The 23,565-nt window shown below is 74.2% G+C and carries 26 protein-coding genes, 1 tRNA gene and 1 pseudogene; 20 read left to right on the forward strand and 8 right to left on the reverse strand.

Annotated features, from left to right (window positions below; all coding sequences use genetic code 11):
• Positions 1-7 precede the first annotated feature (7 nt).
• On the reverse strand, positions 8-652 hold the full coding sequence (locus tag ACGF5G_RS03425) for a TetR/AcrR family transcriptional regulator (RefSeq protein ID WP_393258635.1): 645 nt from the start codon (positions 650-652) through the stop codon (positions 8-10).
• Between the two features lie 95 nt (positions 653-747).
• Between ACGF5G_RS03425 and ACGF5G_RS03430 the strand changes: the two genes are divergently transcribed.
• Complete coding sequence (locus ACGF5G_RS03430; RefSeq protein WP_393258637.1) at positions 748-1,137, forward strand: DoxX family protein; 390 nt, start codon at positions 748-750, stop codon at positions 1,135-1,137.
• Positions 1,138-1,303: 166 nt separating this feature from the next.
• On the forward strand, positions 1,304-2,233 hold the full coding sequence (locus ACGF5G_RS03435; RefSeq protein WP_393259210.1) for an exopolyphosphatase: 930 nt from the start codon (positions 1,304-1,306) through the stop codon (positions 2,231-2,233).
• A 753-nt stretch (positions 2,234-2,986) separates the two neighbouring features.
• On the opposite strand, the gene ACGF5G_RS03440 is transcribed toward ACGF5G_RS03435, so the two are convergent.
• Genes ACGF5G_RS03440 through ACGF5G_RS03450 form a run of 3 tightly spaced genes read right to left on the reverse strand, consistent with a single transcriptional unit; the run spans position 2,987 to position 3,990 of the window.
• Complete coding sequence (locus tag ACGF5G_RS03440; RefSeq protein WP_393258640.1) at positions 2,987-3,190, reverse strand: DUF397 domain-containing protein; 204 nt, start codon at positions 3,188-3,190, stop codon at positions 2,987-2,989.
• Positions 3,181-3,726, reverse strand: a complete 546-nt coding sequence (locus tag ACGF5G_RS03445) for a DUF5753 domain-containing protein (RefSeq protein WP_393258642.1) — start codon at positions 3,724-3,726, stop codon at positions 3,181-3,183. The genes ACGF5G_RS03440 and ACGF5G_RS03445 overlap by 10 nt, the downstream gene beginning before the upstream one ends.
• Positions 3,727-3,990 (reverse strand): multiprotein-bridging factor 1 family protein, encoded by a 264-nt coding sequence (locus ACGF5G_RS03450; protein WP_393258644.1) that lies wholly within the window; start codon positions 3,988-3,990, stop codon positions 3,727-3,729. It lies immediately after the preceding gene.
• A 152-nt stretch (positions 3,991-4,142) separates the two neighbouring features.
• Between ACGF5G_RS03450 and ACGF5G_RS03455 the strand changes: the two genes are divergently transcribed.
• The 12 genes from ACGF5G_RS03455 (at position 4,143) to ACGF5G_RS03510 (ending at position 13,958) form a co-directional block, all read left to right on the forward strand.
• Positions 4,143-4,442 (forward strand): hypothetical protein, encoded by a 300-nt coding sequence (locus ACGF5G_RS03455; RefSeq protein ID WP_393258646.1) that lies wholly within the window; start codon positions 4,143-4,145, stop codon positions 4,440-4,442.
• A 58-nt stretch (positions 4,443-4,500) separates the two neighbouring features.
• Positions 4,501-4,833: a PadR family transcriptional regulator gene (locus ACGF5G_RS03460; protein ID WP_350686966.1), complete on the forward strand. Its 333-nt coding sequence runs from the start codon at positions 4,501-4,503 to the stop codon at positions 4,831-4,833.
• On the forward strand, positions 4,830-5,870 hold the full coding sequence (locus ACGF5G_RS03465) for an HAAS signaling domain-containing protein (protein ID WP_393258647.1): 1,041 nt from the start codon (positions 4,830-4,832) through the stop codon (positions 5,868-5,870). Before ACGF5G_RS03460 ends, ACGF5G_RS03465 begins: the two co-directional genes overlap by 4 nt.
• Positions 5,871-5,989: 119 nt before the next feature.
• Positions 5,990-6,472, forward strand: a complete 483-nt coding sequence (locus ACGF5G_RS03470; RefSeq protein ID WP_393258648.1) for a hypothetical protein — start codon at positions 5,990-5,992, stop codon at positions 6,470-6,472.
• A gap of 207 nt (positions 6,473-6,679) precedes the next feature.
• Positions 6,680-7,366 carry a dienelactone hydrolase family protein gene (locus ACGF5G_RS03475; RefSeq protein ID WP_393258649.1) on the forward strand — a complete coding sequence of 229 codons (687 nt, stop codon included), beginning with the start codon at positions 6,680-6,682 and terminating at the stop codon, positions 7,364-7,366.
• Positions 7,367-7,385: 19 nt separating this feature from the next.
• On the forward strand, positions 7,386-8,099 hold the full coding sequence (locus ACGF5G_RS03480; protein ID WP_393259211.1) for a uracil-DNA glycosylase: 714 nt from the start codon (positions 7,386-7,388) through the stop codon (positions 8,097-8,099).
• Between the two features lie 80 nt (positions 8,100-8,179).
• Positions 8,180-8,923 carry a DUF4129 domain-containing protein gene (locus ACGF5G_RS03485; RefSeq protein ID WP_393258651.1) on the forward strand — a complete coding sequence of 248 codons (744 nt, stop codon included), beginning with the start codon at positions 8,180-8,182 and terminating at the stop codon, positions 8,921-8,923.
• Between the two features lie 43 nt (positions 8,924-8,966).
• The gene (locus ACGF5G_RS03490; protein WP_393258652.1) at positions 8,967-9,551 is read left to right on the forward strand and encodes a hypothetical protein; all 585 of its coding nucleotides are present in this window, start codon (positions 8,967-8,969) and stop codon (positions 9,549-9,551) included.
• The gene (locus tag ACGF5G_RS03495) at positions 9,548-10,555 is read left to right on the forward strand and encodes an AAA family ATPase (RefSeq protein ID WP_393258654.1); all 1,008 of its coding nucleotides are present in this window, start codon (positions 9,548-9,550) and stop codon (positions 10,553-10,555) included. The genes ACGF5G_RS03490 and ACGF5G_RS03495 overlap by 4 nt, the downstream gene beginning before the upstream one ends.
• Positions 10,555-11,970 carry a DUF58 domain-containing protein gene (locus tag ACGF5G_RS03500; protein WP_393258655.1) on the forward strand — a complete coding sequence of 472 codons (1,416 nt, stop codon included), beginning with the start codon at positions 10,555-10,557 and terminating at the stop codon, positions 11,968-11,970. Before ACGF5G_RS03495 ends, ACGF5G_RS03500 begins: the two co-directional genes overlap by 1 nt.
• Positions 11,967-12,524 carry a hypothetical protein gene (locus ACGF5G_RS03505; RefSeq protein WP_357692290.1) on the forward strand — a complete coding sequence of 186 codons (558 nt, stop codon included), beginning with the start codon at positions 11,967-11,969 and terminating at the stop codon, positions 12,522-12,524. Before ACGF5G_RS03500 ends, ACGF5G_RS03505 begins: the two co-directional genes overlap by 4 nt.
• Positions 12,525-12,626: 102 nt before the next feature.
• Positions 12,627-13,958, forward strand: coding sequence for an NAD(P)/FAD-dependent oxidoreductase (locus ACGF5G_RS03510; protein WP_393258657.1), 1,332 nt, complete (start codon positions 12,627-12,629; stop codon positions 13,956-13,958).
• Positions 13,959-14,050: 92 nt separating this feature from the next.
• Here ACGF5G_RS03510 and ACGF5G_RS03515 read toward each other — a convergent pair whose 3' ends face one another.
• Complete coding sequence (locus ACGF5G_RS03515) at positions 14,051-15,889, reverse strand: hypothetical protein (RefSeq protein WP_393258658.1); 1,839 nt, start codon at positions 15,887-15,889, stop codon at positions 14,051-14,053.
• A gap of 102 nt (positions 15,890-15,991) precedes the next feature.
• Here ACGF5G_RS03515 and ACGF5G_RS03520 point away from each other — a divergent pair.
• The 4 genes from ACGF5G_RS03520 to ACGF5G_RS03535 all read left to right on the forward strand — a co-directional run bounded on the left by ACGF5G_RS03520 (position 15,992) and on the right by ACGF5G_RS03535 (position 18,289).
• Positions 15,992-16,072 (forward strand) — tRNA-Leu (locus tag ACGF5G_RS03520).
• A gap of 111 nt (positions 16,073-16,183) precedes the next feature.
• Positions 16,184-16,999: a Bax inhibitor-1/YccA family protein gene (locus tag ACGF5G_RS03525; protein ID WP_393258660.1), complete on the forward strand. Its 816-nt coding sequence runs from the start codon at positions 16,184-16,186 to the stop codon at positions 16,997-16,999.
• A 151-nt stretch (positions 17,000-17,150) separates the two neighbouring features.
• Positions 17,151-17,909, forward strand: coding sequence for a Bax inhibitor-1/YccA family protein (locus ACGF5G_RS03530; protein ID WP_393258661.1), 759 nt, complete (start codon positions 17,151-17,153; stop codon positions 17,907-17,909).
• 59 nt (positions 17,910-17,968) lie between these two features.
• Entirely contained in the window at positions 17,969-18,289 is a 321-nt protein-coding gene (locus ACGF5G_RS03535; RefSeq protein WP_393258662.1) for a hypothetical protein, read from the forward strand.
• Positions 18,290-18,338: 49 nt separating this feature from the next.
• Here ACGF5G_RS03535 and ACGF5G_RS03540 read toward each other — a convergent pair whose 3' ends face one another.
• From ACGF5G_RS03540 to ACGF5G_RS03550, 3 genes and pseudogenes are all read right to left on the reverse strand, one after another.
• Positions 18,339-19,601: an acetyl-CoA C-acetyltransferase gene (locus ACGF5G_RS03540; protein WP_393258664.1), complete on the reverse strand. Its 1,263-nt coding sequence runs from the start codon at positions 19,599-19,601 to the stop codon at positions 18,339-18,341.
• A gap of 125 nt (positions 19,602-19,726) precedes the next feature.
• Complete coding sequence (locus ACGF5G_RS03545; RefSeq protein WP_393259213.1) at positions 19,727-20,530, reverse strand: SGNH/GDSL hydrolase family protein; 804 nt, start codon at positions 20,528-20,530, stop codon at positions 19,727-19,729.
• Positions 20,519-21,579 (reverse strand): annotated as a pseudogene (locus tag ACGF5G_RS03550) (SGNH/GDSL hydrolase family protein); the annotation flags it as partial. The gene ACGF5G_RS03545 and the pseudogene ACGF5G_RS03550, both read right to left, overlap by 12 nt.
• 148 nt (positions 21,580-21,727) lie before the next feature.
• Here ACGF5G_RS03550 and ACGF5G_RS03555 point away from each other — a divergent pair.
• Both ACGF5G_RS03555 and ACGF5G_RS03560 read left to right on the forward strand, forming a co-directional pair.
• Positions 21,728-22,084, forward strand: a complete 357-nt coding sequence (locus ACGF5G_RS03555; protein ID WP_393258665.1) for a YkvA family protein — start codon at positions 21,728-21,730, stop codon at positions 22,082-22,084.
• Between the two features lie 78 nt (positions 22,085-22,162).
• Positions 22,163-23,533 carry a cystathionine beta-synthase gene (locus ACGF5G_RS03560; RefSeq protein ID WP_350703322.1) on the forward strand — a complete coding sequence of 457 codons (1,371 nt, stop codon included), beginning with the start codon at positions 22,163-22,165 and terminating at the stop codon, positions 23,531-23,533.
• Positions 23,534-23,565 lie beyond the last annotated feature (32 nt).

Here is a 23,565-nt window from a genome sequence, read left to right on the forward strand (position 1 = left end):
TCGCTGGTCAGCGGCCGGGGCGGGTGGCGACCATGGCGTCGTGCAGCTCCTCGGAAGTGGGGACGGGGGGCAGTGCGGATGCGAAGCCCTCCGGATGGCAGGCGTCGAGCAGTAGCGCCACCAGGCGCCGCCACGCCCCCGGCGCCGCCTGCCGGGTGGAGCGCAGCACGCCGGCGTTGGCCATCAGGAACAGCATGACGTCGGCGCCCGTCACGTCGGAGCGCAGCTGGCCCTCCTGTTGGGCGCGCCGGATCAGGGCATCCAGTGCGCCCAGCGCCCGGGACCGGGGTTCCTCCATGCCGGGCGAGTTGGGGAAACAGGCGGTGAAGCCTTCGGTCACCGCTCGGTCGGCGGCCTGCATCGCACACACCCGCTCGACGAAGTCGCGGAAGGCGGCCCCGGGGTCGGGTGCCCGAACGGCCTGCTCGGCGAGGTCGGCCAGCTCGTTCAGCCGATCGGTCAGTACCGCCTCGATCAGTGACTCCCGCTTCGGGAAGTGCCGGTAGAGGGTGGCGATGTTGACCTCGGCCCGCCGGGCCACGTCCTCGAGTGGTGCCTCCAGCCCGCGCTCGCCGAACACCGCACGGGCTGCCGCCACGACGCGTACCCGGTTGAGTTCGGCGTCCCTCCGCAGCCCCTTACCAGATCTCATGACCCAATCCTACGAAGTGAAGGGTGCCCTGCGTTTCTGGTACGGTTGGCGCACCGATTAACCGCAGGGTTCCCTTCGTTTTATGGAGAGTTACGTTGAAGATCGTTCTCTGGGTCGCCCAGGGCCTCCTCGCCGTCCTGTTCGCCGGGGCGGGCGGCATGAAGGTCGTCATGGCCAAGGACTCGCTCGTCCCGTTGATGCCGTGGGTGGTCGACTTCTCTTCCGGAATGGTGAAGGTGATCGGCGTCCTGGAGGTGCTCGGCGCGGCCGGGCTGGTCCTTCCCGCCCTCACCTTGATCGCGCCTGTGCTCACTCCGATCGCCGCCACCGGTCTCGCCGTTGTCATGCTCGGCGGCGGGATCGTGCACATCGGCCGGGGAGAATACCCCCACAGCATCGGCAACCTGGTGGTGCTCGCGTTGGCGGTGTTGGTCGCCTGGGGCAGGTTCGGCCCCTACGCCCTCGCTGCCCGGAACTGGGGGTAGCCACCGGCCGGTAGGCGAGGTCCGGCCGCCGACACCCTACGCGCCGACTTCGCCGCCCTCACCCCTTGACCTCCATGGGAGCATCCGCCCGTGGCCCCAGCCCGGTGCGGGTGGGCGGCGAACAAGCCCCGGATCCTGCCGTAGGGTTGCTGCCGTGACGACGCGCGTGGCCGCCATCGACTGCGGGACCAACTCGATCCGACTGCTGGTCGCCGACCTGCCCGATCCCTCGGCGGGCCCGGACGCGCCGCTGGTCGACCTGAGCCGGCGGATGGAGATCGTCCGCCTCGGCCAGGGCGTCGACAAGACGGGCCGGCTGGCCCCGGAGGCCATCGAGCGCACCCGCGTCGCGCTGGCCTCCTACGCGGCCGAGATCGAGAAGCTCGGCGCGGAGCGGGTCCGGATGTGCGCCACGTCGGCGTCCCGGGACGCCTCCAACGCCGCCGACTTCCGGGAGATGGTCGAGCGGACCCTCGGGGTCGCGCCCGAGGTGGTGACGGGCGACGAGGAGGCGCGGCTCTCCTTCACCGGCGCGGTGCGCGGGCTGCCCGCCGGCACCGAGGAGCCGTTCCTGGTCATCGACATCGGCGGCGGCTCGACCGAGTTCGTCGTGGGCAGCCGCGCCGGCGGCGTCGAGGCGGCCATCTCGATGGACATCGGCTGCGTCCGGATGACCGAGCGGCACCTGCACGGCGACCCACCGGGCATGGCCGAGGTCGCCGCCGCGCAGGCCGACATCGCCGTCGCGGTCGACCGGGCGCTGGCGGCCGTGCCGGGCCGGCAGGCCGCCACCCTGGTCGGGCTCGCCGGGTCGGTCACCACCGTGGTCGCCATCGCCCAGGGCCTCCAGGAGTACGACCCGGGCCGCATCCACCACGCCCGGGTGTCGTACGAGGCGGTGGCCGACGTGACGGCCGACCTGCTCGGCAAGAGCCGGGAGCAGCGGCTCGCGATCCCGGTGATGCACCCGGGCCGGGCGGACGTGATCGGCGCCGGCGCCCTGGTGCTGCGCGTGATCATGGAGCGGGCCGGGATGGCCTCGGTGGTCGCCTCCGAGCACGACATCCTCGACGGCATCGCCTGGAGCCTCGCGTAGCCGGCCGGGCAGCGACGCCGGCTACGCGAGGTCGGAAACCGATGCGTGCCCGGTGTCGCCTTTGCGTCACGACAACCCGGGAATGAAGGACTTGAATAGCGGCATGAGCAGACTGCCCAGGGTGCTGATCGCGGCGGCCGGCGTGACGGGCGTCGTGGCGTACGGGCTTCCGCAGCCGTGGTCGCTGGTGGCGGCCGTGGCGGACCTGCTGCTGGTCGGGCTAGCCGGCGGGCTCTGGCTCCGGGCGGGTCGCAGTCGGGAGGTGTTGCTCCGCCATCGGATCGAACCGCCCGAGTTCCAGGGATACCCGCAGCAAGGGCATCCCGGCGGACACGCGGGAATGCCCTGGCGGCGCTGGGTACCGCGTGCCGAATCGTATGCCCCGCCCCAGTCGGATTCGCCACCCATGGCTCCGGCCACGCCCCGGCCCAGGCGGCGACTGCGGTGGCTCAGTTCCACGGTTAGGGAGATCGCGTCTTCCACCAGTCGGGTACGCCGCTGGCCCAAGACGCGGCCGAACACCTTCCTCACCTCGGCGCCGAACCCGGTGCCCCCGCCTCCCGCTCCGCCCGGGCCAGCGCCCGACGTGCCTCAGAGGCTGGTGGACCTGGAGACCCTGGTGCGCACGACGAACGAGCGCGGGCAGCGGGCCCAGTGGTGGTTCTTTCTCGCCGGGGTCGCGGCGTCCATCCCGGCCGGTGTCGTGGTCAACCTGCTGACGGGCTAGCGGGGCCCTTCGGCGAAACGGTGCCGTCAGCTCCGGAGACCCGTGCCGTCCACGACGCCGGTGACGAAGCGGGACCAGGCGGTCGGCCCGAAGGAGAGCACGGGGCCCGAGCGGTCCTTGCTGTCGCGGACCAGCACCACGCCGGGCAGGTTGTCGGCGACCTCCACGCACGAGGCACCGCCGTTGTCGCTGCGCGTGGACTTGCGCCACCGGGCGCCGGTCAGCTCCATGTCTTCGCCACTTCCTGCATCAGGGCCAGCGACTGCCGCCGGGACAGCGCCTCTGAGCGGACACTTTCCCACCTGCGGTGCAGGCTGGCAATCTCCTCGGCGCGGTCCAGCACCTGGGCGCGCAGCGGACTGTCGAGATGCGCCACCCAACCACCGTCGGCGTACCCGGCCAGGATGAACGGCCCGGCAAGGCCCGGGTAGACGCCCACCTCGGTCGGAACCACATGCAGGTGGACGTGCGGACGCGCCGCCAACGTGATCAGATGCTCAAGCTGTTCGCGCATCACCCCGAACTGGTCGACCACCGGCCGGCGCAGGATGCCCTCGTCGATGACCGCGACCAGTTGCGGTGGCTGGGCCCGGTCGAGGATCTGCTGCCGCTGGAGTCGGGCGGTCACCCGCTGCTCGATCTGCTCCGGGCAGTGAAGCCCGCCGCCGGCCAGGACCGCGCGGGCGTAGCTCTCGGTCTGGAGGAGGCCGGGCAGGACGGAGATCTCGAACCACCAGAGCGTGGCCGCCTCCTGCTCGACGGCCACTCACGGCCGGAACCAGGCCGGCGCGGTCTCCACGCTGACCAGCGGCAGGATCCGTCCGAGCAGGCCGCCGCTGTCCAGCGCCTCGTCCGCGCGCCGGACGAAGTCGAGCGAGGGCGTACGCCGGCCGATCTCCACCATCCCGACGAGCGAGCCGGAGTAGTTGATCCGCCGGGCCAGTTCCTCCTGGCTCAGCCCGCGCTCGGTGCGCAGCCGCCGCAGCTCGCCGGCCAGGAGATCCAGCGTCGACAGTTGGGGTCTGGTCATCACACCTCGCTCACCGGGCTTCACACGTCGGGCCGGGCGGGCCACCGCCGGCCGGTGCCCGCCGCGTGACTTCCGACCGTAGTCGGATGGTCACGATGATGGGGGCGACCCGGGGCCCACAGTGCCCTCACAACCCGACGAGGGGCGATGACGTGACGATCCGACGCCTCCACCCGACGTGGTGCGTGCCCGAGAGCGGCTGCGGGACCAGCGCGCTGCACCTGTCCCGCCTGCGGCCGGCCGCGCCGCGCGGCGACGAGGTGATCCAGGTGCGTGCCGCGCTCTGGCAGATGGACGTCGGGCGGCTGGCTCCGGCCGGCGTCCTGCTGGAGTTGTCGGCCGGCGACGATCCGGAGCGCTGGCCGATCGACCTGGCGCAGGCTCGCGCGCTGGTGCACGTACTCCGGGATCTGCTGCGGATCGCGGACGAGGCGGCGCGCCGCGCGGCCTGACCCGCCGCGCGGCGCGTTCCTTTGACACTATTTCGCAATGCGCAGTAGTGTGCAAAGCGTGGACACCACACAGCTCCTGAAGGGCGTGCTGGACCTCGCGGTTCTCGCCGTCCTGCGCGAGGAGGACGGCTACGGTTACGACATCCTGCGCAGGCTCCGCGAGGCCGGGCTGGAGGAGGTCGGCGACGCCTCGGTCTACGGCACGCTGCGCCGGCTCTACGCCGCCGGCCTGCTGACCACCTACGTCGTGCCGAGCGAGTCCGGCCCGCACCGCAAGTACTACTCCCTCAACGCCGCCGGCCGGGACCAGCTCACCCGCTACGGCAAGCTCTGGCGCTCGTTCGCCACCACCATGGACGCACTGCTCGACGATCGGGGGATGGCGGCATGACCGTCACGGAGCAGGAGATCGCGGACTACGTCGCACGGGTGCGGGCCGCACTGGCCGACCTGCCGCCGGCGCACCGCGACGAGTTGACCGAGGACCTGCCGGAACACCTCGCCGAGGTCGCCGTCGAGGCCGACGGCACGCTGGTCGAGCGGCTCGGCGCGCCCGAGGCGTACGCGGCCGAGCTGCGCGCCGCCGCCGGGGTCGGCGCCGTCGCCCGCGGCCGTCGCCTCGACCGCCGCCTGGGTGCCGCCGTGGACCGGCTCCGCGCGCGGGCGCAGCGCTGGGACGTCCAACTCGGACCGCCCCTGGGGTACGCCTCGGCGAGCGAGTTCCTCCGGCTGCTCCGGCCGGCCTGGTGGGTGCTGCGCGGCTACCTGGCCGCCATGCTCGTCACGGTGGCCACCACCGGTGACTCGTTCGGCGTGCTGCCCGAGCTGAACGGCAGCGCGCTGGCCGGCCTGGTGCTGCTCGCCGGCAGCGTGCTCGCCTCGATCTGGCTCGGCCACCACACGCCGAGCCTGACCCGGCCCAAGCGGCGGCTGCTGCACGCCGGCACGGCGGTGCTGGTGGTCTTCGGGCTGATCGGCCTGACCGACGTGAACGGCCGCGTCGGCTCCGGGGACTTCGGCTACGAGCACATCTCGGTCGACGACCGGTACTCCCACGTCCGGGACGTCTACGTCTACGACAGCGAGGGCCGGCTGGTGGAGAACGCCCGGCTCTTCGACCAGAACGGCGACCCGATCCGCCTCGGCTACCCGCACTGCCCGGACGGGCGGGACCCGAACGGGGTCGGCAACCCGCTGCTGCGCCCGTACCCGTACTGCCCCGACGAGGCGCCGTTCGCGCCGCGCCCACCGGCGGCCACCCGGCCCGCGCCCGGCCTGCCCCCGTTGGCGCCCACCGCGTCGGCCGACCCGTCCGGCCCGGTCCCTACGGGCAGCCCGACGGCCGGACCTACCGCGGTCCCGACCGCGACGGAGGCCCCGCCCGCGACGGAGGCGGCCCCGGCCACCCCGGCGCCGAGCCGGACGTGAGCCGGATCGCGTCCGGGAAAGCTGGGAAATAGCTGAACGGATGAGGTCGACGGGGCGGCGGCCGTCGTACCCGATCGCTACGGTGTCGTCTGCTCATCCACCCCTCGGAAGGACAACCCGTGTCAGAGCAGGTCGCACCGCCCCCCGCGCCGGACGCCGCGCAGCCCCCGTCGGCCGTCCAGGCGCCGCCACCGGCAGGGCCGGAGACGAAGAAGTCCGGCTCCAAGAAGGTGCTCGGCATCGTGGGCGCGATCGTCGCGTTCCTGGTCGTCGCGGGGCTCAAGTTCGGCGTCGGCTCGGCGATCGGCAACTTCCTCAACAAGGACGAGACCGCCGACGCCAAGGTCGGCGACTGCATCGCCGAGCTGCCCGAGGTGACCGGCACCAAGGAGGAGGAGGTCGACGGCGCGAAGGTCGTCGAGTGCACCTCCACCGACGCCGTGTACAACGTGGTCGGTCGGGTCGACGGGCAGACCGAGGCGCAGGCCCGCTCCGGCGAGGCGTGCGAGCAGTACATCAAGGAAGACCAGGACGGTTACGTCTTCTACAGCATCGAGCCGGGCAAGACGGGCTACCTGCTCTGCCTGACCAAGAAGGCCTGACCGGCCCCACGGCACCACGGCACCGCCGACGGCGGCGCGGACGACGGTCCGCGCCGCCGTCGGCGTCTCCGCGTACGGCCGGCGAACGGGAGGTGAATGCCACTGTTCCGGCGTCTTCCCCGGGGCGCGCACGGCGTGGCAGGCTACCGGCACGTAGGACCACTGGGCGACCAGCCAACGATGACTGACCGCTAGGAGGACGGGCCGATGGGTGAAATGGTGAGCTTCACCAGCAACGGGGGTACGCGCGAGGGGTATCTCGCGATACCGTCCGGCGGTGCGGCCAGCCCAGCGGTCATCGTCATCCAGGACTGGTGGGGGCTCGTGCCCCACATCACCTCCGTCGCGGACCGGTTCGCCGAGGCCGGGTTCGTCGCCCTCGCCCCGGACTTCCGCCACGGCGGCCCGGCCAGCAAGCCCGACGAGCCGCGCCAGATGCTGAACAGCCCGCAGATGGACGAGGCGGCGGCGGACATCGCCGCCGCGGCGGACTACCTCGCCGGGCGTTCCGAGGTCACCGGCAAGGTCGGCTGCGCGGGCTTCTGCGCCGGCGCGAGCCTGGCCCTGTGGGCGGCCAGCCGCACCGAGCGGATCGTCGCCACCGCCGCCTTCTACCCCCGGCTGCCCTGGGACGGGATGCGCTCCGAGTGGGCCGACTACGCGGGCAAGGCCGCCCTCATCCACTGCTCCGAAGCCGACGGCACCTCCACCGCCGACGGCGTGCAGACCGTCCGCCGCGCCGTCGAGACCGCCGGCGGCACGTGCCAGACCTACGACTACCCCGGCACCGCGCACGCCTTCTTCAACGAGGACCGGCCGGAGAACTTCGACCAGCGCGCCGCCGCCACCGCCTGGGCGCGCACCCTCGAACTCTTCCGGGCCAAGCTTGGCTGAGCCGCGTACGCCCGACGAGGTGGTCGCCCGCGCCGCGCGGGCGACCGACCTCGCCGACCTCGACGCCGCCGTCAGCGACTGCTTCGCCTGCCCCCGCCTGGTCGAGTGGCGCGAGGAGGTGGCCCGCACGCGGCGGGCGGCCTTCCGCGACCAGGAGTACTGGGGCCGGCCGGTGCCCGGCTTCGGCGCCCCCGACGCGCGCATCGCCATCCTCGGCCTGGCGCCCGCCGCGCACGGCGGGAACCGCACCGGCCGGATCTTCACCGGCGACCGCTCCGGCGACGTGCTCTTCGCCGCGCTGCACCGCGCCGGGCTGGCCAACCAGCCGACGAGCGTCGCCGCCGACGACGGTTTGTCCCTGCGGGACACCCGCATCTTCGCCGCCGTGCGCTGCGCGCCGCCGGACAACAAGCCCACCCCGGGCGAGCGGGACACCTGCGCACCGTGGCTGCACCGCGAGGTCGCGCTGATCCGGCCCACCCTGCGCGTCGTGGTCGCGCTGGGCGCCTTCGCCTGGTCCGCGTGGTGGCCGGTGCTGCGTCAGGTGTACGGCCAGCGCCCGCCCGCCCCGCGACCGGCGTTCGGTCATGGGGCACACTGGTCCGGCACGGCCGCACCGGAGCTGCTGGGCTGCTACCACGTCAGCCAGCAGAACACCTTCACCGGACGGCTGACACCAGGGATGCTGGACGACGTGTTCGCCCGGGCGAAGCAGTTGGCCGGGGTGGACTGAGGCACGCGGGGGCGGTGGCGATGACGGACGGAACGCGTCGGCCCGCGACGCACCCCCCGGCGGCCCGGAGGTAACCCCGGATGGATCTGAGCGTGCTGCGCAGGTGGTGGCCGGTCGCCGCGGTCGGCGTCCTGCTCGCCGTCGCCGCGTTGGCGTCCGCCCACTCGTCGATCGGCGCCAGCCGGATCCCGCCCGCCGCCGACAACCTCCCCTACGTGCCGGAATACCCGACCGCCGAGCCGGCCGCGTCGATCCCCGTCGATCCCCGGGGTGCCGGCGAGGACACCCAGGCGAGCATCCCGCCGTGGCTCGGCACGGTCGCCCTCGTGCTGCTGGGGTCGGCCCTGCTCGCCGCGTTCGGCTACCTCGCCTGGACGCTGGTCCGGGGCGCGATGCGCCGCACCACCCGGGCGCTGCCGCGGCAGCGGAACCGGCGTACGGCCGAGGGCACCGCCCGCGAGGTGGCCGCCGCCCTCGACGCCGGCCTGGTGGAGCTGGACGACGCGGACGCCGACCCGCGCGCCGCGGTCATCGCCTGCTGGGTACGCCTCGAAGAGGCCGCGGCCGGCGCCGGTGTGCCCCGGCTGGCCGGGGACACCCCCACCGACCTGGTCACCCGCCTGCTGCGGGGCGACCCGTCGGCGGGGGTGCCGGCGATCGTCAGCGCCGACGTGCTGGCCGAGTTCGCGCACGTCTACCGCGAGGCGCGGTACGCCACCCGGCCCGTCGACGAGCGCACCCGCGACCAGGCCCGTGCGGCGCTGCGCCGGCTCCGCGCCGAGCTGACCGCCGTGGTCGCCGGCGACCCCGGGGTGCCGACGTGACCGGGGCGTGGCGGGCGCGCGCCCGGCGTGATGAGGTGGCGCGGTGAGCAGCACCAGCATCGACGACCTGCTGAGCTTCGAGGAGGAGCGGCCGGGGCCTGCCGGCCGGTCCCGGGGCGGGCGGGTCGGCCGGGTGTTCCGCGCCCTGGCCGGCATCGCGGCGGTCGTGGTGGTGCTGGTCGCCGGCCTGCGCGTGGTGGGGCTCCGGGTCTCCCTGCTGGTCCTGGTCGCCGGGGTGGTCGCGCTGTTCGTGGTGCGCCGGGTCGTCGCCGCCCTCGCGCCCCCGCCCCCGTCCCGGGCCGGTGCCCAGGTCCCGGCCGGCGACGACGACGGCACGTGGAACTGGGGCGCCCGGGACGCGCTGCGCACCGCGATCAACGGCTGGGAGCGTCCGCTGGACTGGTGCGGGAGCAGCCGGGAACGGTTCGCCGAGCGGGTCCTGCCGCGGCTCGGCGAACTGGCCGACGAGCGGCTGCGCCAGCGTCACGGCCTGACCCGCGAGTCGGACCCGGCCCGCGCCCGCGCCCTGCTGGGCGACCGGCTCTGGACCTTCCTCAGCACGCCCTCCCGCCGCCCCCCGTCGCCGCGCGACCTCGCGGCGATCGTCGCCGAACTGGAGAAGATATGAACGACGTGGACCGCAGCATGCCCGCCGCGGAGGTCGGCCACCTCGCCCGGTCGGTGCTGGATGCGGTCGGTCAGGTCGTGGTCGGCAAGCGGGACGCGCTGGAGCTGGTCCTCGCCGGCATCCTGGCCGGCGGGCACGTGCTGCTGGAGGACCTGCCGGGCCTGGGCAAGACGCTGACGGCGCGCTCCTTCGCGCAGGCGCTCGGGCTGGACTTCCGCCGGCTCCAGTTCACCCCCGACCTGCTGCCGGCCGACGTCACCGGCTCGTTCCTCTACGACCAGCGCAGCGGCGACTTCGCGTTCCGGGCCGGCCCGGTCTTCACCAACCTGCTCCTCGCCGACGAGATCAACCGGACCCCGCCGAAGACCCAGTCGGCCCTGCTGGAGGCGATGCAGGAGAAGCAGGTCTCGGTCGAGGGCGTCACCTACCGGCTGGACGAGCCGTTCCACGTGCTGGCCACCGCCAACCCCATCGAGTACGAGGGCACCTACCCGCTGCCCGAGGCGCAGCTCGACCGGTTCCTCCTCCGGGTCTCCTTCGGCTACCCCGAGCACGAGGAGGAGTGGGAGGTGCTGCGCCGGCGGATGGCCCGCCGCCGCGAGGAGGCGGACATCAAGCCCGTGGTCGACGCCGCCACCCTGCGCGCCATGCAGGCCGCGCTGGAGGACGTGGTGGTCGAGGACTCCGTCGGTCGCTACATCGTCGCGCTGACCGCCGCCACCCGGGAGCACCCGTCGGTGCTGGTGGGCGCCTCGCCGCGCGGCTCGCTGGCGCTGCTGCTGCTGGCCCGGGTGCGGGCCGTGATGGCCGGCCGCGACTACGTGGTGCCGGAGGACGTCAAGGAGGTCGCGGCGCCCGCGCTGGCGCACCGGATCACGCTGCGTCCGGAGATGTGGCTGCGCCGCGTCGACCCGTCCTTCGTGGTCGGTGAGGTGCTGGAGGCGACCCCGGCGCCGGCCAGTGGGGCGCTGCCCAGCTACGCCGCCGGCCGGCCCGGGCACTGATGGTCGCGCCCGCCGTGCCGCCCCGCACCGAGTCGCCGGAGCAGGGGCCGCAGCCCGCGACCGGCTGGGTGCCCACCTGGGCGCTCGGCCGGGCGGTGCTGCTCACCGGCCTGCTGCTGATCGCGGGGGTGCTGCTCGGCCGGGTCGACCTGATCGTGCTGGCCGCCCCGTTCGCGATCGGCACCGCGTACGCGCTGCGCCGCCGGCCGGCCGCCCTGCCGCAGGTCTGGATCTCCGCCGACGAGGGGCACCTGGTCGAGGGCGGCGAGCTGACCGGCACGGTCAGTGTCGGCAACCCGGACGTGCTCGACTACGACGTGGCGGTGGTCCGCAGCCGGGTCTCGCCGTGGCTGCGGGTGGAGCGGGCCACGATCGCCGGGGCGGTGGCCGCGCCCGGCGCCCCCTCGGCCGTCGTCCCGTCCGTCGCCGACCGGCCCTTCGTGACCGCCGTCCCGACCGACGCGGCCGTCGACCTGGAGCTGGCCGGCACGGCGCTGCGCTGGGGCCGGCACCCGGTCGGCCCGGCCGGCGCCCGGGTCGCCGCCGCGCAGGGCCTGCTGGTCTCCCGCGCGGTGGTCACCGAGCCGGCCCGGGTCCGGGTCTACCCGAGGACCGAGCCGTTCGACGCGGTCGAGGCGATGCCCCGGGCCGCCGGCCTGGTCGGGGCGCACCACTCGCGCCGGCCCGGCGAGGGCGGGGAACTGGCCGGCGTGCGGGTCTTCGCCCCGGGCGACCGGCTGCGCCGGATCGACTGGCGCGTGTCGCTTCGCGCCCGGCAACTGCACGTCGCGGCCACCCTCTCCGACCGGGACGCCGAGGTGGTGGTGCTGCTCGACGTGCTCGCCGAGGCGGGCCGCTCCGGCGGCGTGTCCGGCGCCGCCTCCGTGCTGGACACCACGGTCCGGGCCGCCGCCGCGATCGCCGAGCACTACCTGCACCGCGGCGACCGGGTGTCGATGCTGGAGTACGGCCCGGCCGCCCGCCGGCTGCGCCCGGCCACCGGCCGCCGGCAGTACCTGACCGTCCTGGAGTGGCTGCTCGACGTGCGCGCCGAGTCCTCCCCGCACGAGCCGTACGACCAGGTCTTCGGGCCGCAGTTGCTCTCCGCGGACGCGCTGGTGGTGGTCCTCACCCCGCTGCTGGACGAGCGGTCGGCGCAGATGCTGGCCCGGCTGGCCCGCTCGGGGCGGTTCGTCGTCGCGGTGGACACCCTGCCGGCCGACCTCGCCCCGCCCAAGGACCGGGGCTGGGCCGAGGTGGCGTACCGGCTGTGGCGGCTGGACCGGGACACCATGATCGGGCAGTTGCGGGAGCACGGCGTGCCGGTGGTGCGCTGGGCCGGCGCGGGCAGCCTCGACCAGGTGCTGCGGGACGTGGCGCGGCTGGCCACCGCCCCGAGGGTGGGGGCCCGATGAATCCGGTCGAGCGCGTCCGGGCGGTGCGGTACGCCGCCGCCCGGGTCAGCCTGACGCCGCTGCTGGTCCGCGCCGGCATCTTCCTCACCACGCTGGTCGGGCTGGTGGTGGCGTACCCGTCGCAGGTGCTCCTCGGCCGGCCGCTGCTCGCCCTGGTCGTGGTGGCGCTGCTGCCGGCGCTCGGGCCGCGCCGGGTCTGGCCGACCTTCGCCGCGCTGGTCACGGTCGGCGGCTGGCTGGTCGCCACCGACGGGTACGGCCGGCCCATCGCGCTCTGGCGGCTGCTCGCCGTGGCGGCCGTGCTCTACCTCACGCACACCCTCTGCGCGCTGGCCGCCGTCCTGCCGTACGACGCGGTGGTCGACCCGGACGTGATCGTGCGTTGGCTCGCGCGGGCCGGCGCGGTGCTGCTGGGCACCTTCGTGCTCGGCGTGCTCCTCGTGGAGATCGGCGGCCTCGGCGACGGCGCCGGATCCCAACTCGCGACCGCGGCCGGACTACTGACGGCGATAGCGTTGACAGCGTTGCTGGGGTGGCTGCTGCGCCGCCGTTAACCTGCCGGTAACAGCAGTTGCGCAGGTCACAGGGGTTGTGCTCCGTCACAGAAGAGGGGCGCGATCGGGATTAGCCGGGCCGCGCCGGGAAAGATAGATGACGTGAATCCGAAGCGGATCCTTGTGGTGGGTGCCGGGCACGTCGGTCTCTACGCGGCCCTGCGCCTGTCGAAGAAGCTCAGCTCCCGTGAGGCTGAGGTCATCGTGGTGGACCCTCAGCCCCACATGACCTACCAGCCCTTCCTGCCCGAGGCCGCGGCCGGCAACATCTCGCCCCGGCACTCCGTGGTGCCGCTGCGACGCGAGTTGCGGCGGTGCAAGGTGGTGGCGGGCGCCGTGACGCGGATCGACCACGACCGCAAGACCGCCGTCGTGCAGCCGATCAGCGGCCCGACCCGGGAGATTCCGTACGACCACGTCGTCGTCGCCCCCGGCTCGGTCTCGCGGACGCTGCCGATCCCCGGCCTGCACGAGCACGGCATCGGCTTCAAGACCATCGGTGAGGCCATCTACCTGCGCAACCACGTGCTGGACCGGCTCGACGTGGCCGCCGTCACGCCGGACCCGGAGGTCCGCCGGTCCGCGCTGACCTTCACCTTCGTCGGCGGCGGCTATGCCGGCATCGAGGCGCTCGCCGAGATGGAGGACATGGCCCGGGACGCGCTGAGGTACTACCCGGAGCTCAAGCCGGAGGACATGCGCTGGGTGCTGGTCGAGGCGACCCAGCGGGTGCTGCCGGAGGTCGACCGGGACATGGGCGCCTACACGGTCCAGCAGCTGCTCAAGCGGAACATGGACATCCGGCTGGACACCCGCCTGGAGTCCTGCGTCGACGGGGTGGTGAAGCTCTCCGACGGCGACAGCTTCCGCTCCGACACCATCGTCTGGACGGCCGGCGTCAAGCCGTCGCCGATGCTGGACGCGACGGACTTCCCCCGCGACGAGCGGCGCCGGGTCACCTGCCTGCCGACCCTCCAGATCGTCGACGGCGACCGGGCGGTCGAGGGCGCCTGGAGCGCCGGTGACTGCGCGGCGGTGCCGGACCTGACCAAGGAGCCGGGCAACTACTGCTCGCCGAGCGCCCAGCACGCGGTCCGCCAGGCCGCCCGGATGGCCGACAACATCGCCAACGTGGTGCGCGGCCGGGAGCCGGTGGAGTACAAGCACAAGCACGCCGGCAGCGTGGCCAGCCTCGGCCTGCACAAGGGCGTCGCCCAGGTGTACGGGATCAAGATGACCGGCTGGCCGGCCTGGTTCATGCACCGGACGTACCACATGAGCCGGATCCCGTCGTTCAACCGGAAGGTCCGGGTGGTGGTCGACTGGTCCCTGGCGTTCTTCCTCAAGCGCGAGGTGGTCGCCCTGGGCCAGCTGCACGACCCGCGCGAGGAGTTCGCCGAGGCGTCCCAGCCCGCCGGCGCCGGCCGGGCCTGACCGAGCAGGACAGCAGGCCCCTCCGCTCGCGCGGAGGGGCCTGCTGTCTGCGTGGCGGGTTCACGCCGCCGCGGCGGGCGGGCGGGCGCCGGTCAGACCCGCCAGATCCAGGCGTCGGCGATCCGGGTCGACGGCCCGTAGAGCTGCTCCAGCGTGCCGCGCAGGCTGTCGGCGTGCGGGGTGTCGACGGCCAGCGCGACGCAGGAGGCACCCCAGAAGTCGGCGTCCTTCGCGGCCTGCCGCCGCTGCTGGTCCCCGATCACCGGCTGCCCGCCGCGTCTGGCGACCTCCGTCAGCAGGGCCGACGTGGGCAGCTTGTAGGTGCCCATCGCCGCCGTGCCGCCCCGGCCGTACGGGCCGATGAAGAAGCCCTCCGGCATGCCGAACGCGGCGTCGGCGGCGGTGGCCCAGCGCATCGGCCACGGCTCCTGCGGCGTGGCGAGCGGCACCGGCACCAGCACCCCGCCCGGCTCGACGCACTGCCGCCAGTGGCCGGCCGTGACGAACTCCGGCACCGGCGGGCGCTCGGCGGTGGGCAGCGGGGCGGGCAGCAGCGGCAGCAGCGCCACGCCGACCGCCGCCGGGACCAGCCGCCGGGCCCGGCCCGCGCCGCGCAGCGCCCGGTCGGCCGCGAGCACCAGCAGCGTGGCGATCAGCGGGAGCGTCGCGAGGGCGAACCGCATCGGCAGCGCGCCGTCCACCACGGGCAGCCCGGAGAGCAGTGTGTACGGCCCCGGCACGGCGGTGCGCTCACCGTCGAGCACCACCCGGGGGCCGAGCGACAGCGCCCCCATCGCCAGCGCCCCGACCACGCACGCGACGGCCAGCGGGCGACGACCCAGCCAGACCGCGCAGGCGGTGGTGACCAGCAGCAGGGGCCACCCGAGGAAGGTGTTGTACTCGGCCGGGCCGGTGGTCAGCCGGGCGGCTCCGTCGCTGCCGACCACCGACAGCGGCGACACCGTCCACCAGCTGCGCAGGTCAGCCGAGAAGTAGTGCGGGCTGAACATGCCGTCCGCGACGCCCTGCGGCCCGGCGAACTGGAACCACAGCGGCCAGGCCAGCACGAGCAGGGCCAGCCCGGCGGCGAGCATCATCCCGCCGGCGAAGCCGGGCAGGGCGCGGCGGGCCAGGCCACGGTCCGTCACGGCGTACGTGACCGCCATCACCAGCAGCGTCAGCGCGCAGAGGAAGAGCACCTCCTCGCCGATGAAGACCTGCGCCGTGACCGCCGCCGCCAGGCCGACGGCCGAGCTGACGACCCGCCGGCGGTCCGGCCCGTCGGTGGTGACCCGGCCGGCGGGGTCGGCGGCGCGCAGCAGCCGGACCACCAGCCAGACGATCACCGGGACCAGCCACTGGGCGGTCATGTGCAGGTGGCTGTTGGTCTGCGAGACCATGCCCGGGCCGAAGCCGCAGAGGGCGGCGCCCAGCGCGGCGGCGACCCGGTGGGCGCCCAGCGTCCGGGTGAAGAGCAGATACCAGGCGACGGCGGTGCCGGCCAGGTTCGCCAGCGCCAGCAGCGCGAAGGTGACCGGTGCCCCGAGCAGCAGGGTGACCGGGGCGAGGAGGATCCCCAGCGCGATGACCGTGGTGTTGGTCATCAGGTTCACCCCGTCCGGCGCGTTGAGCCGGTCGGTGAGCAGGTCGAAGTCGCCGAGCAGCGCCCGCGCGTCGACGGCGAGGAACCACTCGTAGAGGGCCTGGTCCGCCGGGTTCAGCGCGAGGACCCGGGTCGTCGGGTCGGGCCAGAGCCCGTGGGTGAGCCAGCCGGCCAGCGCGACGAAGAGGAGCCCGACCGTGACGCCCGCCCGGTGCCGGAAGACCGTGGTCAGCAGGCGGGCCGGCGAGAGCCGGCGCGGCAGCCGGTCGGCGGCGAGGACGGCCTGGTCAGGGGCGGCGTCGGGGGCCGTGGGGGCTGCGCTGCTCACGGCCTCGACCCTAGTGCGACCCGGGCGTCGGGGTACGCCGGGTCGCCGCCGACCGGCTACCGTGACACTGCACTAGGCGTGTCGACGCGCCCGGTGTCACCCGCCCGGGTGGTGGAACGGCAGACACGGCCGCCTTAAAAGCGGCTGCCGCAAGGCGTGCGGGTTCGACCCCCGCCCCGGGCACCCCACCACTCTCAGCATCCGCTCAGCTTGGCGATCACCACGCGGCTGCCCTGGGCGTTTACTCTTGAGGGGCACGTTCACGTGCAACGACCCCCTGAGGGAGGCCTGACAGTGAAGACTTCGAACCCGGTGCTCGCCCGGCTCGGCCAGGCGGCCGAGCGGGAGCGTTCCGCCGGGTACGCCCCGACCGGGCCCTATGGACAGCCCGGCTACCCCCAGCAGTACCCGACGGAGGCCGGCTACCCGGCGGCTCCGCCGGCCGTCAACACCATGTCGGTCGACGACGTGGTGGTCAAGACCGTCACCCTCCTCGGCATCCTCGGCGTCTCCGCCGCGGCCGCCTGGGTGCTGGTGCCGGACGCCCTGCTCGGTGCCGCCTGGATCGGCGCGGCGGTGGTCGGCCTGGTGCTCGGCCTGATCATCTCGTTCTCCCGGATGGCGAACCCGGCGCTGGTGGTCGCGTACGCCGTCGTCGAGGGCGTCTTCGTCGGCATGGTGAGCAAGTTCTTCGACTCGCTCTACGACGGCATCGTGCTCCAGGCGGTGACCGCCACCTTCGGCGTCTTCTTCGTGATGGCGATGCTCTACAAGGCGAAGGTCATCCGGGCGACCCCGAAGTTCGTCAAGGGCATGATCGCCGTGATGGCGGGCCTCTTCGCCGTCATGATGATCAACCTCGTGCTCGCGCTCTTCGACATCAACACCGGCCTGCGTGACGGCAGCCCGCTGGCGATCGGCTTCAGCCTGGTCTGCATCGTGGTCGCCTCGCTGAGCTTCGTGCTCAGCTTCAAGGAGATCGAGGACGGCGTCCGGATGGGCCTGCCGCAGCGCTACTCCTGGGTCGCCGCCTTCGGCATCCTGGTGAGCCTGGTCTGGCTCTACATCGAGATCCTGCGCCTGCTGAGCTACTTCCAGGGCGACGACTGACCGTCGTCCGCGACCGACCGGAGCCCGTCCCCGCTGCCGCGGGGGCGGGCGCCGTCGTTTCCGCATCCGCGCCGGTCCCGGCGTTTCGCGCCGCCGCCCGGCCGCCGGGGGCAGAGTGACTGCGTGGGGGTACGCCGAGCAGGGAGGCGACGTGCGCAGCAGCAACCCGGTGCTCACCCGGTTCGACGAGACCGTCCGGGTGCAGAGCCGGGTGCTGGGCACCGGCGACCCGGAGGCGATGACCGTCGACGACGTGGTGGCCCGTACGGTCGGGCTGCTGCTGCTCACCGGGGCCACCGGCGCCGCGGCCTGGGTGCTCGTGCCGCCGGCGGCGTGGCTCCCCGCCGCGCTGGCCGGCACCGCGCTGGCCGGGATCGCGCTGGTCGTGGTCATCTCCTGGCGCGGCATCACCAACCCGGTGCCGATGGTCGGCTACGCCCTGCTCCAGGGGCTGCTGCTCGGGGTGGCCAGCCGGGCCTTCGAGTTGGTCCACCCGGGCGTCGTCGTCCAGGCGGTCACGGGCACCTTCGGGGTCTTCCTCGGCATGGCGCTGCTCTACCGGGCCCGCCTCGTCCGGGCCACGCCTCGGCTGGCCCGGCTGGTCGTCGGCACGCTGTTCGGGATCGTCGTGCTCAGCGTGGTCAACCTGCTGGCGTACCTGGTCTCCGGCCGGCAGGGGCTGGCGGTCTACGGACTGACCGGCGAGGTCGGCTGGTTGCCGTACGCCTTCTCGGTGGTGGCGATCGTCGCCGGCGCGTTCAGCTTCGTCCTCGACTTCGACCTGGTCGAGCGCTCGGTACGCGACGGCCTGCCCCGCCGCTACGCCTGGCTCTGCGCGTTCGGCCTGCTGACCGGCCTGGTCTTCCTCTACTGGCAGTTCCTGCGCCTGCTCGGCTACCTGCGCCGCTGACCCGGCCTCCACCCGCCCGCCCGCCCGCGCCCGGCGGGGTGGGTCCGTAGACTCGGGCGGTGAGCGCAGGGGAGCTGAGCCGGGCGGTGGACCTGCTGGTCCGTCAGGTCGGGCACTGGCAGCAGCCGCGCTGGTCGGCCACGGCCGCCGGCGGCAACGTGTCGCGTGCCGACCTGGTGCACCGGCTGGTGCAGGAGGTCGCCAACCTGGCCGCCGACGCCGCGGGCGAGCCCCGGCGGGTGGTGCCCCGGCTCGACAACGACCTCGCGCTGCCCGACCAGCTCCGGGTGGTGGCCGCCGACCTGGTCGCCGCGGCCCCGCCGCCCGAGGCGCTGGCGCGGGCCGCCGCCGAGGTGACGGCGACCCGCGAAGCGCTCTAGGCGCTCTCCTCCCGGTCCCGGCCCCGCCGGGACGGGCCGGGCTCCGGGGTCAGCTCAGGCGCTCGATCACCATGGCCATGCCCTGGCCGCCGCCGACGCACATGGTCTCCAGGCCGATGGTCCTGTCGTGCCAGTCCAGGGCGTTGAGCAGGGTGCCGGTGATCCGCGCGCCGGTCATGCCGAACGGGTGACCGACGGCGATGGCGCCGCCCATCACGTTCAGCTTCTCCAGCGGGATGTCGAGCTGGCGGTACGAGGGGATCACCTGGGCGGCGAACGCCTCGTTGATCTCCACCAGGTCGACGTCGTCGATGGTCATGCCGGCCCGCTCGAGTGCCTGCCGGGTGGCCTCGACCGGGCCGAGGCCCATGATCTCCGGCGACAGGGCGGTCACGCCGGTGGAGACGATCCGGGCCAGCGGGGTGATCCCGAGGTCCTTCGCCTTCTGGGCGCTCATGACCACCACGGCGGCCGCGCCGTCGTTGAGCGGGCAGCAGTTGCCGGCGGTGATCCGGCCGTCCGGGCGGAACACCGGCTTCAGGCCGGAGACCGCCTCCAGGGTGACCCCGGGCCGGGGGCCGTCGTCGGTGCCGACCACCGTGCCGTCCGGCGTGGTGACCGGGGTGATCTCCCGGGCCCAGAAGCCGTCGGCGATGGCCTTCTCGGCGAGGTTCTGGCTGCGTACGCCGAACTCGTCCATGTCGGCGCGGGTCACGTTGTGGACCTGGGCCAGGTTCTCGGCGGTCTGCCCCATGGTCAGGTAGATGTCCGGCAGCTCGCCCGCCTCGCGCGGGTCGGTCCAGACCGGCGCGCCGCCCTGGGCGCGGGCCTTCGAGCGCTCGGCCGCCGCCGCGAAGCGCGGGTTCTCCCAGCCGCCGCCGACCAGCGCCTGCGCCTCGGGCGGGAGGCCGTCGGAGTTGCCGCGGGCGTACCGGGAGACGGTCTCCACGCCGGCGGAGATGAAGACGTCGCCCTCGCCGGCCCGGATCGCGTGCATCGCCATCCGGGTGGTCTGCAGCGAGGACGCGCAGTAGCGGGTGAGGGTCGCGCCGGGCAGGGTGTCCAGGCCCATCAGGGTGGCGACGACCCGGGCCATGTTGAAGCCCTGCTCGCCGCCGGGCAGGCCGCAGCCCAGGTAGAGGTCGTCGATCTCGGTCGGGTCGAGCTGGGGGACCTTGTCCAGGGCGGCCCGCACGATGGTCGCGGCGAGGTCGTCCGGGCGGACGTCGCGCAGGGACCCCTTGTGCGCCCGGCCGATGGGGGAGCGGGCGGTGGCGACGATGACGGCGTCGCGGGACGACTCAGTCGGCATGGAGCCAACGTTAACCCGTCGGTAACTTCGCGCGGAAGCTGGCGGCCGACCGGGAAATGTCACGTCCGGCGGGGGCGCGACGCCCGGCGGGCCAGCGGCGGGACGCGACCGCGGCGGCCGGCGGGTCAGCGGCGGGACGCGACCGCGGCGGCCGCCGCGACGGCGGGCAGCAGGGCGTGCGCCCAGACCCGGTAGCCGTCGGCGGAGGGGTGGTAGCCGTCGTGGCACAGGGTGCCCGCGTCGGCACGGAACACCGGACCCGTCTCGGTGGCCAGGTCGACCACCGTGCCCCCGGCGTCGAGCACCGCCGCCGTCTGCGCGCGGGCGACCCGCCGCCCGGACCAGCCGACCAGGTGCCGCAGCGGCGGCGCGATCGCGCGTACGGCGCCGAGGTCGGGGCAGGTGCCGACGACCACCTCCACCCGGGCCTCGCGGAGCCGGTGCACGGCCGCCGCGAGGTAGGCGGCGGCCTCCGCCGGCCGACGCAGGGTGGTGGCGTCGTTGGCACCGATCAGGATCACCGCCACGTCGGGGCGCTCGCCGAGCAGCGCCCGGGCCACCTGGGTGGCGAGGTCGGTCGAGCGGGAGCCGGAGACGCCGACGCTGGACAGGTGCACCTGCCGGCCGTTCGGGCCCTCGGCGAGCAGGTTGGCCAGCTGGCCGCCGATGGTGTCGTCGAGGCGTTCGACCCCGACGCCGAGGGCGGACGAGTCGCCGAGCAGCACCAGCCGCACCGGCGGGGCGCTGGCCCGCCCGACCGTGGCGCGCAGCGCCAGCCCGAGCTCCGGCTGGGCGTAGTGGCGGTGCCGGGCGACGAAGGCCTGACCGGCGAGGACGGCGGCGCCGCCGACCGTGCCGGCGACCAGGGAGAGTGCCGCGGCCCGACCCAGTCGACCGGCGAGCCCCGAGGGGATGAAGCGTTCGCTCATGCCAGTCCCTCCAGAGTGGGTGAGTCGGCGGCGGGGCCGGGTTGCGGCACCGCGCCGACACCGAAGAAGGCCCGTCGGCGCAGCTGCGCCCACCGACCGGCGGGGCCGCGGTCGCGCCCCCGCACCTGGGTGCCGCTGACCTCGGTGCCCGCGTGTCGAGCGGCCTCCTGGGCGGCCGCGGGGAGCGAGCGTACGCCCTCGCCCCGGGCCGGGGTGGTGCGCCGCTCCTGCCCGGCGCCCAGCGCGGACAGCACGGTCGGCAACAGCGCGGCGGCGGCCACGGCGTAGCCCTCCGCCGAGGGGTGGAACCGGTCCCAGGCGAACATCCGGGTCGGCTCGGCGGTGAACCGGGGGCCGAGCAGGTCACCGAGGGAGACCGTCCAGCCGCCGGCCTCGACCACGGCCACCGTCTGGGCGGCGGCGAGCTGCCGGCTCCAGCGCCGGGCCAGCCAGCGCAGCGGCGGCTGGATCGGGCGGATCGCGCCCAGGTCGGGGCAGGTGCCGACGACCACCTCGCAGCCGGCGGCGCGCAGCGTGCGGACGGCCTCGACCAGATAGCGCACCGCCAGGCCGGGCGGCGTGCGGTTGGTCACGTCGTTGCCGCCGATCAGGATCACGGCGACGTCGGGCCGGCACTCCAGCGCCGCCTCCACCTGGTGCTTCAGCACGGCCGAGATGGCGCCGACCACCGCGAACCGGTGCAGCCGGACGGGCCGCTGGAGGCGGCGGGACAGGCCGGTGGCGAGCAGGGCGCCCGGCGTCTCCCGGCGGCGGTGCACGCCGTAGCCGGCGGCCGACGAGTCGCCCAGCACGACCATGGTGACCGGTGGGCCGGGCAGCTTCGCGCCGTAGACCCCGTCGCAGCGGGGCGGCGGCGCCTCGGCCATCGGGATCGTGCGGCGGGCCTGCCGGGCCTGCCCGAGGAGCACGCCGCCGGTCGCCACCGCGGCGGCTGCCGTGGCACCCGTGCCGATCGCCGCCAGGCGGGCGATCTGCCGAGCGCGTTGCCAGCGCGAACCAACCGGGACAGCGGAACCAACGACCCCCATGCAGCGACATTATCGCGCCGGAACGACACGCCGCCGTCGTCGTGTCGGCTCGCGGATGGCTGGAAGACGACCGTCCTGGGTACCTGTTCCGGTGACCGGGCGACAGTTGCGCCGGCACGTCACCCTGGCACGCGGAGAGGGGCCGAACATGGGGAAGACATTGAAGCGGAGCGCCGCGTTCAGCGCGCTGGCGAGGGCGCTCGCGGCGGGGTCGCGGGGCGGGCCGTCACTCGGGGGGCGGCTCGCGGCGCTGCCCCGGATGATCCGGGCGACCACCCGGGGGGAGTACGACGGTGGCCTGCGGCTGGCCCTGATGACCGCCGCGACGGCGTACATCGTCTCGCCGATCGACCTGCTGCCGGAGATCCCGCTGGCGATCTTCGGGCTGGCCGACGACGCGGTCATGGTGACCTGGCTGGCCGGCAGCGTGCTCGCCGAGACCGAGCGGTTCCTGGAGTGGGAGGCCCGCCGCAGCTCCGTGATCCCCGGGCACGTGGTGTCCTGAGCCGACGTACCCTGAGGCGTCGAGAAAACGTCTGCCCGGCCGCCGCCGGCGGCGCCGGAGGAGAAGGGCAACAACGAGGTGCGGTACTACGACAACGTCGTCGAGCTGATCGGCAACACCCCGCTGGTACGGCTGCGCAACGTCACGGCCGGCATCCAGGCCACCGTGCTGGCGAAGGTGGAGTACCTCAACCCGGGCGGGTCGGTGAAGGACCGGATCGCGCTGCGGATGGTGGAGGACGCGGAGAAGGCGGGCATCCTCCAGCCCGGCGGCACGATCGTCGAGCCGACCAGCGGCAACACGGGCGTCGGCCTGGCCCTGGTGGCCCAGCTCAAGGGCTACAAGTGCGTCTTCGTCTGCCCCGACAAGGTCAGCCAGGACAAGCAGGACGTGCTGCGGGCGTACGGCGCGGAGGTGGTGGTCTGCCCGACCGCCGTGGCGCCGGAGGACCCGCGCTCCTACTACAACGTCTCCGACCGGCTGGCTCGGGAGATCCCCGGCGCCTGGAAGCCCAACCAGTACAGCAACCCGGCCAACCCGCGCTCGCACTACGAGACCACCGGCCCGGAGCTGTGGGAGCAGACCGGGGGCGGGCTCACCCACTTCGTGGCGGGCGTCGGCACCGGCGGCACCATCTCCGGCATCGGCCGCTACCTGAAGGAGGCGTCGGAGGGCCGGGTCAAGGTCATCGGCGCCGACCCGGAGGGCTCGGTCTACTCGGGCGGCACCGGCCGGCCGTACCTGGTCGAGGGCGTCGGCGAGGACTTCTGGCCGGAGACGTACGACCGGGGCCTCGCCGACGAGATCATCGAGGTCTCCGACAAGGCGTCGTTCGAGATGACCCGGCGGCTGGCCCGCGAGGAGGGCCTGCTGGTCGGCGGCTCCTGCGGCATGGCCGTGGTGGCCGCCCTGGAGGTGGCCCGCAAGGCCGGCCCGGACGACGTGGTCGTGGTGCTGCTGCCGGACAGCGGCAAGGGCTACCTGTCGAAGATCTTCAACGACACCTGGATGGCCCGGTACGGCTTCCTGGACAACTCCGGCACGGAGCCGACGGTCGCCGACGCGCTGGCCAACAAGCCGGGCGGCCTGCCCGAGCTGGTGCACGTGCACCCGACCGAGACGGTCCGCGACGCGATCGACTACATGCGCGAGTACGGCGTCTCGCAGCTACCGGTGCTCAAGGCCGAGCCCCCGGTGGTGACCGGCGAGGTGGCCGGCTCGATCGCCGAGAAGGACCTGCTCGACGCGCTGTTCACCGGCCAGGCGCACCTGCACGACACGATCGAGCGGCACATGGCCGAGCCGCTGCCGATGATCGGCGGCGGGCAGCCGGTGAGCGAGGCGGTCGGCCTGCTGGAGAAGTCCGACGCCGCCCTGGTGCTGGTCGACGGCAAGCCGAAGGGTGTCCTCACCCGGCAGGACCTGCTCGCCCACCTCGGCGCCCGCTGACGGTGTAAGGAAGGGCCCCTTGTTAACGCTAT

Source organism: Micromonospora sp. NPDC047730, assembly GCF_043204765.1.
Classification (GTDB): Bacteria; Actinomycetota; Actinomycetes; order Mycobacteriales; family Micromonosporaceae; genus Micromonospora.